A 13,726-nucleotide genomic window follows, 5' to 3' on the forward strand; every position below is an offset into this window, starting at 1 on the left:
AACAATTTATCATATCATTTATACTTTTAAATTTATACTTAAATACTCATATAAGCACAATGCTTAATTGCGTACAACTTAAACAACTTACTTTCTTTTCCCTCTATTTTGAATCGCTAAGCCTAATTTTTCAAATATCCAATTACTTCATTACATTAGCACAGCATGATAATAGCGTCCACGAATTACTATAATATAAGTTACAAAAAGAGTGGAACAGAATCCTTATCGAATTCACTGTCCCACCCTTATCACAATGACTAAAGCTAAATAGCACATTTTATGGTCACATGCTTAACCAACCAATGACTACAAACTTACATTGTAAATTTTATAATGTTATTGAATTTATAGTAACTTAAAGTTAATCAACTGAGTAAAAATTAATTATTCAGTTGTTTCAATTAATCCATATTTACCATCTTTACGTTTATAAACAATGCTTGTACCATCTGTATCACGATCAGTGAAGATGTAGAAATCATGACCTAATAATTCCATTTGTAATACAGCTTCTTCAGAATCCATTGGTTTTAAGCTAAATTGTTTAGAACGGATGATTTCAATATCGCTATCATTTGTAGCTTCTGCATTAGCCTCACCATTCGTTTCTGGTGGTGCCTCTTGAACTTCTGCTACAAACGCTTCTGGTTCTCCATGCGTTTTATGTTTACGATTAACACGTGTTTTATATTTACGAACTTGACGCTCTAATTTGCTTGTCACTAAATCAATGCCTGCATATAAATCATCGTGTCTTTCTTCAGCTCTTAATGTAACATTCTTCAATGGAATTGTTACTTCAATTTTAGTTGTTGAATTTTGATACGTTTTCACTTTAACATGTGCGACTGCATTTGGCACATCATTAAAATAACGTTCAAGTTTACCAATTTTGTCCTCAATATAGTTGCGGATGGCATCTGTAATAGTGAGGTTATCTCCATGAATTTCAAATCTAATCATAGCTATCTCTCCTTTAACCTCTTATGTTGGTAATTCTTACTATTATAATACCACGTTTAGCCTATCTTGAAAACGTAAACACTTTGAATTTTCTGACATTTTTGTCATATAATTTACACCCTGCGTGATGAATTGTTAATCCTGTTGTATAAATATCATCAACGAGTAAAATTTCTTTACCCGTTAAATCTATATCCTCTTTTATAAAGAAAGGATTCATCGCTTTTGCTCGTTCTACCTTACCTAGTTTTGATTGTTTAGGACGCAAGTCAGTCCCTAATATATCTACATAGTTGACGCCCATCTTTTCTAACACTGTTGCAACTGGATTAAAAGTCCTCAGTGTATCACGTGCTAATGGTGATGGTATAGGAACAATTAGATCATACGTTGTCTGTGGTAATTGAAGTTGTGACGCTAAAACCTCAGCTAAATAATAATCTCTCATAAGCTTGTATTGGTGTATGATGTCTTTCATTATGCCAGTATATTGATAATCGCAATAAAGTTGATCCATTAATGTAAAATTCTTAGCTAAAAATTGACAATCCAAACATTTGCCTTCTTTATTGTTATTGTCATTTAAACACTTAGGACAACGTTGCTCATCTTTAATTAATCGTACGCTCTCCCACATTTGTAGACATGGCTGACATAAGCGTTGAGGTACACGATAGAAATTGAATACACTTAGTGGTTCATCTAGATGTACACCACACTGTATACACTTAGGCATTCACCCACCCACGTTGGATACCTAGTCGATTCATTTTTTTAATTTCCCTTTTTGCTTGTATCATAGCGATGCTCACACCTTCATGCATAAATACCACGTTTCCAGTGGGCGCTTCCTGTTTACGTCCCACACGTCCAGCAATTTGTATGAGGGCAGCCTGTTCAAAAGTATGTGCATTGATAACAATGACATCTAATGTCGCCATAGTGAATCCTCTTTCTAAAATAGTTGTTGTAAAAACAATGGTATGTTCACCATTTCGAAGTGCCTGAACTTTATGAAATCGTAACGCATCTTTACTTGAAACACATATTAAATCCGGAAAATAATAGCGATAGCGTTTATACGTTTCTGTCATTAATTCAATATTATTAAAGAATACTAATGTATAGCGGTTTGCATTGATTTGATTGATTAACATTTTCTTTAATTTAAACTGTATATGTTTAACGTTCAATTTGAAATATGAGAACTTAGGCACGGGTAGTGGGTGTTTATGAAAACGTGCTGGTAAAGTGATGATTTGCGCAGTTGATAAACGCTTGATTAGGGATTTGGGAGGAGTTGCCGTCATAAAAATGTGGCTATGCTTTTGTTTGGATGACAGTTGGATTGCATTCAGTAAGCGCGGATCCATAGATAAGGGAAATGCGTCAACTTCATCGATAAAGATAACATCGAAATGGGATTTGAATCTAAACAATTGATGAACTGTTGCAATAATGAAATGACCATTATAGTGCTGTTGACTACTTTGATGTAAGACGTCAATTTTTTCTGAAATAAATGCTGCTTTAATGCGTAAACTAATTTCCACTACAACATCTACTCTTGGAGATACTATAGCAATGTTATAACCACGTTGACGCGCCACACGAATACCTTCAAACATCATTTCAGTCTTCCCAGCGCCAGTAACAGCATACAATAATAAAGGTTGGTGCTGATTAATTGCTTGTACAATCGCATTTGACGCATATTGTTGTTGTTCTGATAGTTGAAAGGGTAACTCATAATATCCATCAGAAATCGTATGTTCACTTCGCGTAATTCTAAATTCTGTAATATTGTCCATACGGCCTAACTGTATGCAATACCTACAGTATATAATACGCTTGTCTGAAAAAGATGTTTCATATTCGCACATATCATGGATATTCGTATTACCACATTGAAGACAGCAATACCCATTGTTTGTAGCGATTATACCAGGCGTGACTTTGATGACTGTTTCATCAGTCAACGTAACGTCAGGGCCTACTAATTTTCCATATGATTTGATTGACTATCACTCCTTATTTCATATAAAAAAGCCTAAAAGCATTTAGAATTCGGATATAAGACATGACACGTTTAATTAAAATAGACCCCCCCACATGCTTTGTTTGCTGATTTCCATTTCTGAAATACCTTTCAACAAAGGAATTCTATCTTAAGCTTCTGGCGGTATGCCGTAGTCTTGCTAGCACCTATGCACATCAATGCTCATTGTCTTAATCCTTATTTACTCAACACTTTTAGACTTGAATTGTTATTAATTAATTTCGATTTTTCTTGGGAAGTATCCTAAACCTAATCCACCTGACCCTAGATGAGATGCAATAACTGGTCCAAATTCTGAATATTGCACATTGATGTTTGGATACGCCTCTTTTAAATGGTTATAAAAGTCTTTGCCTTCATCAATTTTGTCACCATTGATTACAAAGACAGTCACGTCATCGATGTCTTTAATAATTTCAAAGATATTATCTTCTAATGTATTAAATGCACGTTTTTTTGTACGTACTTTTTCAAATGGATGAATTTTGCCATCCTTTTCAAAACGTAGTACAGGTTTCATTTTCAATAATGTTCCAACCCACGCTTGCGCACCAGTGATACGTCCACTTTTTTGTAGATTCTTAAGATCATCAACAAATAAGTAAGCACCTGTTTGCTCACGGATTTCTTCTAATTCTTCGATAATTACTTCTGGCGTAAATCCTTTGTCAATAAGTTCTTTCGCGTATATTGTATAACTTCCTTCAATCATCGCTGCTAATTTAGTATCAAACGTATGAACATTGACACCTTCTACCATTTCTCCAGCTTGCGTAGCCGATTGATAACTACCACTTATACCACTTGATAAAGCAATCACAATAATATCTGTGTAACCTTTGTCTCTTAATTTCTCATAGTTCTCAATCCATTCTCCAATAGCCGGTTGGCTTGTTGTAGGGAACGTCTTAGATGAGGCCATTTTATTATAAAAACGTTCAATCGGTACATTATCATTCTCAGTAAACGTTTCTCCATCATCAAATGCGACACTTAATGGTGCGATAGGTATCTCATACTTGTCCATAAAGTCTTGTGGTAGATACCCTGTTGAATCTGCCATTACTGCGATTTTCATAGTAGTCCTCCTCAATTATACTCAAAGCTATTATAAATTATTTTTATTGAAAAAGAAATTCATAATCAGATATTTATTCATTTAAAAATTAGCGTGTATAATGAAAGTTAAACATCTTTTCTATTAATTGGAGGTGAACAACTTTGACCGATCCTATTATTACGATCAAACAGGAACATATCATTGAAAATGTCATTAATAAATCTAGATTCATTGCACATATAAAACCTGTCTCATCGGAGGATGAAGCGAAAGCTTTTATAAATGAAGTTAAACAACAACATAAAGAGGCTACGCATAACTGTTCAGCTTATACAGTTGGTGATCAAATGAACATTCAGAAAGCAAATGATGATGGAGAACCAAGTGGGACTGCTGGTGTACCAATGCTAGAAATATTAAAAAAATTAGACGTCCATAATGTTTGTGTTGTCGTTACACGATACTTCGGAGGCATTAAACTTGGTGGCGGTGGCCTTATTCGTGCATATAGTGGTGCCGTAAGGGATGTAATTTATGACATTGGACGCGTAGAATTGCGCGATGCCATCCCCACTACCGTGACCATTAATTATGATTTAACTGGAAAGTTTGAATATGAATTAGCCTCTACAACGTATTTTTTAAGAGATACTACGTATACCGATAAAGTCAGTTATCAAATTGATGTCGTACAAACGGAATATGATGATTTTATTGCATTTTTGAATAAGCACACAGCTGGTAATTTTGAATTGCATGAAGCAGACGTTAAAAAGTTACCCTTTGATATACCTACAAATTAATAAAAACCTTGTTTGTGTAACACTACCTAATCATTTAAGTAGCCTCACAAACAAGGTTTTATTTTTTATGATGTTCATCAATGTCATTATTGACACGATGTGATTCATTCTTCTTTGTAATTAAATTGAGAATCGGGCGATAACTATCATCAATCAATCCCGTAAATTCAACAATCAATTCAATTGTAATCACGATTAATATGAACATTAGGAGTACACCTAGTGGTTGTGACAAATATAAAATAATACTTGATAAACTAAATAATATCGCTATTGAATAGATTAACAATACCGTTTGTCTATGGCTGTATCCCAATGCTAGAAGTTTATGGTGCAAATGAGACTTATCCGCTTGCATGATGTGTTGGCCATTACGCATTCTTCGAATCATTGCAAACAATGTATCGATAAATGGTACCGCTAAAATTACAATTGGGAAAAATAGCGAAATGAATGTAATGTTTTTAAAGCCAAGCAACGATAGAAAACCAATGATGAACCCAATCAATAGCGCACCACTATCCCCTAAAAAGATCTTAGCAGGGTGAAAGTTAAAGCATAAAAATCCTAATAATGAACCTATTAATACACTACAAATCATGATAATGAATACATTCGCTTGTAAAATTGCAATAAACGCAATCGTAATAAGACCAATTGCGGATACGCCTGAAGCTAATCCGTCTAATCCATCAATTAAATTAATGGCATTCGTAATCGCCACAATCCAAATAATTGTAATGGGTATACTCAATATTCCAAAATGAATCGTTGGCCCCATCGGAAAGGATATAAAATCAATCGTAATACCATAAAACGCAACGATTGAAGCGGCGACAATTTGTCCAATTAACTTTAAAATAGGCTTTAAATCATAAATATCATCAATTAATCCTACTAAATACATTACAATAGCACCTAAAACTAAGGGCTTAACTTCTCTTTCAATAGGATGTCCAAGCCAAATTCCTATTAAGAAAGAAAGTAGTATAACAGTACCACCCAATACTGAGACTGGCTTTGTATGTACTTTTCTGAAGTTTGGCCTATCTACTAAATCGAATTTAATAGAGACCTTTATAATAATAGGTGTTAATATTAAACTGATTACCAATGTCACAGCAATAAGTAGTAAAGTATACATCAGTTCACCTTCAATAAATCTCTTTTTAATTTGTCATATTTGCTAGTTATCTATTCATTCTATTTAAACAACTTTTAATTCATTTTTGTATTGGACTATAGTTGTAAATTACTGACACTTCATCACAACGTTCAGTAAACTCCAACTATTTTACCCTATTTCTCTATGTTTATCCTTAATTTTTAATTGAATGTAAATTTTTTGTAAAGATATTATAACTTATATCATATCATTTCATTATTCATTTGAATACGAAAGTATATATATTCTATCTAATTTGTTTGTTATATCTGATACAACTTAATGACAAATGGTAAGTTTTCACTTACAATAACTAATGGTTAAATTAAAGGAGTCGATTCCAATATGATTGAATCTATCATTTACAATGTTGCAGTTATGGTAGCGGGAATATATTTATTCCATCGGCTACAATATTCCGAAAATAAAATTATGGTCTTTTCTAAAGGCTATGTCACTGTGTTGATGACTATTGTTGCCCTACTACTTGCAGCATATCCAATTCCATTCCATCAAGAATATTTAGTTCATTTAACGTTTGTCCCATTATTATTTCTAGGTCGTTTTACGAATATGGGTTATACCTTAGTTTCAGCAGTTATTGTTGCTCTAGTTGAAGTATTTGCATTTGGAAACTCACTTCTTTATGGCGTAGTACTGATCGTAATAGGTATCATCGTCAGTATGGTCGGTCCATTCTTGAAACAAAATGATATTGTGGCTTTAGTTGTTTTAAATTTGATTAGTGTAATTATTTTACTTATTTTATCCATCTTCAGCCCGCTATATGACCTTACTGAAATCGCATTTTTAGTTCCTATTTCATTCGTTTTAACCATTGCTTCAGCAATTACATTTGTTGATATGTGGCACTTCTTTTCATTAGTTACACGCTACGAAAATGAAGATAAGTATGACTATCTTACTGGTTTAGGAAATGTGAAAGAATTTGATAGACATTTAAATCATGTATCACAAATCGCCGAAGAGAAAAAAGAAAGTCTTGCCTTATTATTAATTGATATCGATGGTTTTAAAGATGTTAATGATACGTACTCACATCAATCTGGAGATGCTGTGCTCAAACAAATGTCACAGCTATTAAAGAATTATGTTCCTAAACAATTCCAGATTTTCCGTAATGGTGGTGAAGAATTTTCAGTTGTCATCCGTGATTATTCATTGGATCAAAGCGTTAAATTAGCTGAAAATATACGAACTGGTGTTGAAAAGTCCTCATTCCACCTACCTAACAAGGAAGTTATTAAATTATCTGTCTCTATTGGTGTAGGCTACTTAACGCAAGATGATCATAAATCGCAACGCAAAGTCTTTAAAGATGCCGATGATATGGTCCATGTTGCTAAAAATGAAGGTCGTAATCAAGTAATGTTTAATCCAATCATTAAATTATAAAACTAAAAGCAGTCAACATATTAGATAATCAAAGTAGGATTCATATAGGTTATCTCATTATGTTGACTTTTTTATGATATCTATCTTAATGTTGCGTTATTTTTCATGTTAATAGGGATTAGATGTGGTAGGAATACGAAGCGTACTATTGCAAGTTGCGTGTGCAAGTTGTACACTTCAAATTGTCTATGAAATTAAATTTAATTATCCAAAGTACTGGAGGTGCCGTTTATGTCAGATTCAATCACTATTATCGATGAAAATAAGGTGATTGATGTAGTTTTAATAGCTGGGAGAATCCTTCTTGAAGCTGGTGCAGAAACGTATCGTGTAGAAGATACAATGAACCGTATTGCACATAGTTACGGTTTAAATGATACATATAGTTTTGTAACGTCAACAGCCATTATCTTTTCACTTAATGACCGCACAAATACAAGACTAATTAGAATTCGCGAACGTACAACGGATTTAGAGAAAATTGCACTAACAAACAGTTTATCAAGAAAAATTTCTAGAAATGAATTAACCATTGATGAAGCAAAATCTGAATTGATTCATTTACGTCGTGCATCGTTACAATACTCATTTCTATTAAACTTTTTTGCAGCTGCAATTGCCTGTGGATTCTTCTTATTCATGTTTGGTGGTGTAGCTTCAGATTGCTGGATTGCTGTTATAGCTGGTGGGGCCGCTTTTTTAACGTTTAGTTTAGTACAACGATTTATTCAAATTAAATTCTTTTCAGAATTCGTTGCCTCAGCAGTCGTTATCACAATTGCAGCCACCTTTACTAAGCTTGGTATTGCAACGAATCAGAATATCATTACCATTTCTAGTGTAATGCCACTTGTACCCGGAATATTAATCTGTAATGCGATTCGAGATTTAATGGCTGGTGAATTGTTAGCCGGAATGTCTAGAGGCGTTGAAGCTGCATTAACTTCATTTGCCATCGGTGCTGGTGTAGCCATCGTTTTATTAATTATTTAAGAAAGGCTGTGTATAAATGTTATTTTATTTATTCCATTTCACAATTAGTTTCATTTCTACAGTGCTCTTCTCAATTATCTTCAATGCACCGAAGCGACTACTCGCAGCTTGTGGATTTGTAGGCGCTGTTGCATGGACCATATATCAATTCACTGTAGATATGGATTTAGGAAAAGTTGGCGCCGCATTTCTTGGAAGTTTAATACTCGGATTATTAAGTCATGTTATGAGTCGTCGTTACAAACGCCCTGTGATTATTTTTATAGTGCCAGGTATCATTCCACTTGTACCTGGGGGTACCGCATATGAAGCAACACGTTATTTAGTGTCAAATGATTATACACAGGCAGTAAACACTTTTTTAGAGGTAACACTTATTTCTGGTTCTATCGCGTTCGGAATTTTAGTAGCTGAAATCCTCTACTATATTTACACACGCATCAAGCAGTATTATGATAAAATTAAAGGTAAAACATATAGAAAATCATACAATATGAATAATAGAATCTAAGGGGATGTCTTGCTATGAAAGCACAGATTATAGACAGATTATCACGCTACGTCAAAATCGATACACAATCTAACCCAGAATCGTCAACCACACCTTCAACTGACAAACAATGGGATTTATTACATTTATTACAACAAGAACTTGAAGCCTTTGGTCTAGAAACAGACCTTGATGACAATGGCTATCTATTTGCGACGCTAGAAAGTAACATTTCTTCCGACGTTCCTACTGTTGGATTCCTAGCACATGTTGATACGTCACCTGACTTTAATGCTAGCAATGTGAATCCTCAGATTGTAGAAGCCTACGACGGTAGTGCAATCAAACTTGGCGATACGGGTCGTGTATTGAGCCAAGAAACTTTTCCAGAATTAAAAAAGCTTAAGGGCCATACACTCATGATTACTGACGGCACATCATTGTTAGGCGCAGATGATAAAGCTGGCGTTGTGGAAATTATGGAAGCCATTAACTATTTAATCGAGCATCCTGAAATTCAACATGGCCGTATTCGCATAGCATTCACACCTGATGAAGAAATTGGGCGTGGTCCACATCACTTTGATGTTGAACGCTTTGATGCAGACTTCGCTTATACAATGGATGGCAGTGAATTCGGTGAGTTACAATTTGAAAGTTTTAACGCTGCAGAGGCAAAAATTACGACACATGGCGTCAATGTACATCCAGGGTCAGCTAAAAACATCATGGTAAATGCAATATCATTAGGCCACCAATTTCATAGTCTTTTACCTGCAAGTGAGGTTCCAGAACGTACAGAAGGTTATGAAGGCTTCTATCATTTAATGAAGTTTGAAGGTAATGTTGAAAAAGCGACATTGCAATATATTATTCGTGATCATGATAGAGATGCTTTTGAATTGCGTAAAAAGAAATTATTAGAAATTCGCGACGATATTAATATTCATTACGAAGATTTCCCAGTCGAGGTGACAATCGAGGATCAATATTATAATATGGCTGAAAAGATTAAACCACACCCATATATTATTGATATACCTAAAAAAGTGTTCAAAGATTTAAATATTGAACCTAATACAGCACCTATTCGCGGTGGTACTGACGGATCACAATTATCCTATAAAGGGTTACCAACACCTAACATTTTTACAGGTTGCGGTAATTTCCATGGACCTTTTGAATATGCATCAATCGATGTAATGGAAAAAGCAGTACAAGTCATTATTGGTATTGCACAAGAAGTCACACATCATCATAAATAGATATCATAAATTAGGGAACCATGATGACCATATGGGTCATTGTGGTTCCCTTTTATTAGCATTTATTCATTTATCCATGGTTCAATGTCGTTTTTAATAGTCTAAGTGCTTGAACAGTGAAATATCTAATTTGTATGCCCATTTTAAAGTCTGTGTAGCTTTCTGGCATCTCAATAAATGTATTAAACATTGCTGTAACTTGATATTGGTCAAAGACATTAAATTTGTCGTCCGTCGCGCAAATAGCAATTGCTGGTTTATGATGTTTATGTGCTAATTCCGCAATTGTTAAAGTCGTTGTTTCAAGTAAGTGGTCTTCCTCTTTTACACCTTCACCAAAGATAATTAAATCAGCTTGAGATACGAGATCATCTAAATGCGTGATTTGATTGACTAATTCATGACTTGTTAATATCTCAGCATCATACAATCCACTTAATAATGCTGCAATACCACCGCCAGCGCCCCCTCTTTCGATTGGACCCATGGCAATTTTCATTTCATTTTTAACCAACTCACTAAAGTACCAAATTAAATTATCGATTTCAGCGGCCTTTTCTCGTGTCATTCCATAACCTTCATACGTCTTCATAATTTCACTATGTTTGCCATATAATTTACTAGAAAAGTCAGACATCACCTGAATATGTGCATCTTTAAAATTTTGAGGTATCTCAGAAAAGTCAATACGTCGAATAAATTTGATGATTTGAGCCCCTTCGCGCGCATCCAAAAGTTCTCCTTCATCATTATAGAATTTCGCACCTAAGGCTTGCATCATACCGATACCACCGTCGAAACTATCGATACCGCCTAGTGAGATAACAATGTTCGCAGCGCCGTTATTCAATGCATCTAGAATAACCTCTCCTAAGCCATAACTTGAGCGTTGTTCGATTGGCTTTTGACCTTTAACAAACAAATTACCTTCAATTATAGTTAATCCTTGTTCAGTTTGACCATAGATTGTTTCAACTTCATTCATATCTGCATCATGGACATTCACTCTATATTTTGTGCCTGATTGCCACAAGAATACCGAATCCATAAGTTCATGGCGACCATTAAATAATGGCACTTGTACAATATCAGCATCTTCAATTTGACTGGCTACCGCTTCTTCAACAAAACGATTTGCTTGATAACTCGAAATGATACCGTTAAATTCATCCATTGCTACTAATACTTTCATCTGTTAATCACCTCATGCCATTTTCTTTATTTATATATTGATTTAGATGTTATATATTCGACTTCACTTTCACATTATACATGGGTTGTCTCTACTTTTCATAATAATAGCAGTTATAATAACATAAATAAAAAACAGGGGTGACGCAGAATTCACTTTGAATTCATGTCCCCCTGTAAGGATGATGCGCACTAAGAGAAGCCTGATATGTCCATCTTCTCAGAGTCGCCGGCTACTGTCCTTTTAAAATGTAGCCTTAAACAATGGTTGTTATTTGAATTTAATATTTACTTTCTTAAGTCGTTATCTATTATTCTTCAGCTTGCGCTAATGAAGATACGTTAATATCACTGTGACTCGCGTTCCACTTTGCTTCTCCATCAATAAAATAGAATGCTTGTGGAGATTCATGTTTCACATGGGTCTTTTCAGCGATATAGTCAGAAAGTTTTCTTTCTTCTTGAACGACTAAATAATAGCCATCCATATCTCTTTCATATAAAAACTTGTTAAATTGATCGTATGCATCTGCTGAGATTGGACAAGTATCACTATGTTTTAATACAAATACATATTTATTGTCTTTAAGTACTTGTTCAAACTGGTCAATCGAACTCAGCTTTATAGCCATTCTATTCACCTCTAAAATTATTTATGTCCATATTGCACTTTATAATCATTATAAACTACTCAATGGGTTCAATTATACACATTTCATTGTCCATTGTTAACCAAAAATTTTAATTTTAATAATTGTGTCTACTTATTGCTTTTTTAACTTTTTCAATTCTTCGTAAAATCCACTATTATCCTTACTTAATTCTTTACCCGTTTTCGGTAACTTTTCTACATCAATTTTAGAAAGTTTTTTCTCTATCTCGATGGTTGTTTCTCGCGTATCATAATAATTCAATAAATTATAATACATTTCAATAGCATTTTTACGCGCACTGTTAACTTTTGGATCAGTAATATTCGTTTGATTCAATTCTGTTATTTGCTTCTCAATCAATGGCTTAATATGATCATCTATTGCTTTATTAGTAGTCGTATCATCACGCTCTAAATATTTTTGTGCTGCCTCTTTCAACTTCTGATTGTTATTTTCAATTTTAGATGTTAATTGATTCGCATCTTCTTGGTTCGTTGCTTTTTGAATTTGTGTTTCTACCTGTGAGCGATTGCTTTCAAATAGTTTAGTGTAATCCAATATATCCTCATTCGCCTTGATTGATCTATTACATAAGTCTACAAAGGCTTTAATGTCATAGATGGATTGTTTTTCTTGTTTCACATTTTGCAAATACTTGTCTTTTAATTCTATAACATCTTGATGTTCAGCAGGTAATTGTTTAGCCGATTTTTCATATTTCTTAAATTCAGGAATTAAGTGCTTGTTTATATCCTTCTGCAACGCTTTAAATTCTCTTTTATTCTTATCAGTGGTGTCCGTCTTGCTTAATTGATCTAATTGTTTCAAATGAATTTTATCCATCACTGTTTTGACGTCTTTCTTCTCATCTTCAACCTTATTCAGTTGTGTTTGGAAATCATTTAAATCTGCACGCTTTTGATTACCACACGATGCGAGTAATACGCCACATATCAACATTATAGAAAGTATTGCTAATTTCTTCATAAATGCACTCCTATCACCACGTATTATACCTAAAGCTATTTATATTGAAAATGATTTGTGTTATAGTATTTCAGAATTTGACAAAACTTACCATTTAAAGGAGATACGTATGTACGCAACCGTTCAACCTTTTATTCAAGATGACGCACACAGCGAGTATGATACATTATATCAAACTACGAAAGCATCGCTATTCAACTTACTAGATTCTCCTGTAAAATTTACACAACATATCGGAGGCACACGTCATTTTAATTATGCAACCGAACCTATTCTAGATGTTTTAGTGGGTGTAAATAATTTACACGATATCACAGCTTTAGACGAGAAACGATTGAATTATTTAGGCTTTTATCGTCTCCATCATCCCTATAAGAGGAAAGTGATGATGGCAAAGTTTAATAATATGATTGATTTGAAGCAAACCATTCGCTTACATATCATTCAAATGGATACCCTGCTATTCAAACAGTACATTGATGTTGACAATGCACTTGCAACATTGCCAGATATTGCGCATCATTTTTCAGAAAAAAAGCATTCTATCATTCAACATATTAATTATATAAGACCCTATGAAAATCAAAAGCAGAAATACTTCGAAGACATCTATCAAAAGTTATAAAACGTTGTCGTCTTCGCAAATCATCGACAAAATTGCTATAATAAAAGGTAGAT

14 protein-coding genes are annotated in these 13,726 nt (G+C 33.9%); 6 read left to right on the forward strand and 8 right to left on the reverse strand.

Going from position 1 to position 13,726, the window contains the following annotated elements:
• Window positions 1-387: 387 nt before the first annotated feature.
• The 4 genes from hpf to fakB1 all read right to left on the reverse strand — a co-directional run bounded on the left by hpf (window position 388) and on the right by fakB1 (window position 4,103).
• The gene (hpf, locus tag KA828_RS05610; protein ID WP_070854846.1) at window positions 388-966 is read right to left on the reverse strand and encodes a ribosome hibernation-promoting factor, HPF/YfiA family; all 579 of its coding nucleotides are present in this window, start codon (window positions 964-966) and stop codon (window positions 388-390) included.
• A gap of 61 nt (window positions 967-1,027) precedes the next feature.
• A complete protein-coding gene (locus KA828_RS05615) occupies window positions 1,028-1,702 on the reverse strand; it encodes a ComF family protein (RefSeq protein WP_075108226.1) in 675 nt (224 codons plus the stop codon).
• Window positions 1,695-2,777 carry a DEAD/DEAH box helicase family protein gene (locus KA828_RS05620; RefSeq protein ID WP_348634773.1) on the reverse strand — a complete coding sequence of 361 codons (1,083 nt, stop codon included), beginning with the start codon at window positions 2,775-2,777 and terminating at the stop codon, window positions 1,695-1,697. Before KA828_RS05620 ends, KA828_RS05615 begins: the two co-directional genes overlap by 8 nt.
• 459 nt (window positions 2,778-3,236) lie before the next feature.
• Window positions 3,237-4,103: a fatty acid kinase binding subunit FakB1 gene (gene fakB1 / locus KA828_RS05625; RefSeq protein WP_210125684.1), complete on the reverse strand. Its 867-nt coding sequence runs from the start codon at window positions 4,101-4,103 to the stop codon at window positions 3,237-3,239.
• A 143-nt stretch (window positions 4,104-4,246) separates the two neighbouring features.
• On the opposite strand from fakB1, the gene KA828_RS05630 reads away from it, so the two are divergent.
• On the forward strand, window positions 4,247-4,888 hold the full coding sequence (locus KA828_RS05630) for a YigZ family protein (protein WP_075108229.1): 642 nt from the start codon (window positions 4,247-4,249) through the stop codon (window positions 4,886-4,888).
• A 58-nt stretch (window positions 4,889-4,946) separates the two neighbouring features.
• Here KA828_RS05630 and KA828_RS05635 read toward each other — a convergent pair whose 3' ends face one another.
• The gene (locus tag KA828_RS05635; RefSeq protein ID WP_075108230.1) at window positions 4,947-6,032 is read right to left on the reverse strand and encodes a glycosyltransferase family 4 protein; all 1,086 of its coding nucleotides are present in this window, start codon (window positions 6,030-6,032) and stop codon (window positions 4,947-4,949) included.
• A 366-nt stretch (window positions 6,033-6,398) separates the two neighbouring features.
• Between KA828_RS05635 and gdpS the strand changes: the two genes are divergently transcribed.
• The 4 genes from gdpS (at window position 6,399) to pepT (ending at window position 10,217) form a co-directional block, all read left to right on the forward strand.
• A complete protein-coding gene (gdpS, locus tag KA828_RS05640; protein WP_075108231.1) occupies window positions 6,399-7,469 on the forward strand; it encodes a GGDEF domain-containing protein GdpS in 1,071 nt (356 codons plus the stop codon).
• 231 nt (window positions 7,470-7,700) lie between these two features.
• Window positions 7,701-8,462 carry a threonine/serine exporter family protein gene (locus tag KA828_RS05645; RefSeq protein ID WP_053029932.1) on the forward strand — a complete coding sequence of 254 codons (762 nt, stop codon included), beginning with the start codon at window positions 7,701-7,703 and terminating at the stop codon, window positions 8,460-8,462.
• 16 nt (window positions 8,463-8,478) lie between these two features.
• Entirely contained in the window at window positions 8,479-8,973 is a 495-nt protein-coding gene (locus tag KA828_RS05650; RefSeq protein WP_053029933.1) for a threonine/serine exporter family protein, read from the forward strand.
• Between the two features lie 14 nt (window positions 8,974-8,987).
• Entirely contained in the window at window positions 8,988-10,217 is a 1,230-nt protein-coding gene (pepT, locus tag KA828_RS05655) for a peptidase T (RefSeq protein WP_053029934.1), read from the forward strand.
• Between the two features lie 70 nt (window positions 10,218-10,287).
• Here the strand turns inward: pepT and KA828_RS05660 are convergent, their stop codons facing one another.
• From KA828_RS05660 to KA828_RS05670, 3 genes are all read right to left on the reverse strand, one after another.
• On the reverse strand, window positions 10,288-11,409 hold the full coding sequence (locus KA828_RS05660) for a glycerate kinase (protein ID WP_210125686.1): 1,122 nt from the start codon (window positions 11,407-11,409) through the stop codon (window positions 10,288-10,290).
• A gap of 310 nt (window positions 11,410-11,719) precedes the next feature.
• Window positions 11,720-12,040 (reverse strand): bacillithiol system redox-active protein YtxJ, encoded by a 321-nt coding sequence (ytxJ, locus tag KA828_RS05665; protein WP_053029936.1) that lies wholly within the window; start codon window positions 12,038-12,040, stop codon window positions 11,720-11,722.
• Window positions 12,041-12,172: 132 nt separating this feature from the next.
• Complete coding sequence (locus KA828_RS05670; RefSeq protein ID WP_075108233.1) at window positions 12,173-13,048, reverse strand: EMYY motif lipoprotein; 876 nt, start codon at window positions 13,046-13,048, stop codon at window positions 12,173-12,175.
• A 109-nt stretch (window positions 13,049-13,157) separates the two neighbouring features.
• Between KA828_RS05670 and KA828_RS05675 the strand changes: the two genes are divergently transcribed.
• Window positions 13,158-13,673, forward strand: coding sequence for a GrpB family protein (locus KA828_RS05675; RefSeq protein WP_210125688.1), 516 nt, complete (start codon window positions 13,158-13,160; stop codon window positions 13,671-13,673).
• Window positions 13,674-13,726 lie beyond the last annotated feature (53 nt).

The sequence above is a fragment of the Staphylococcus sp. GDY8P85P genome (assembly GCF_017892405.1).
Classification (GTDB): Bacteria; Bacillota; Bacilli; order Staphylococcales; family Staphylococcaceae; genus Staphylococcus; species Staphylococcus borealis.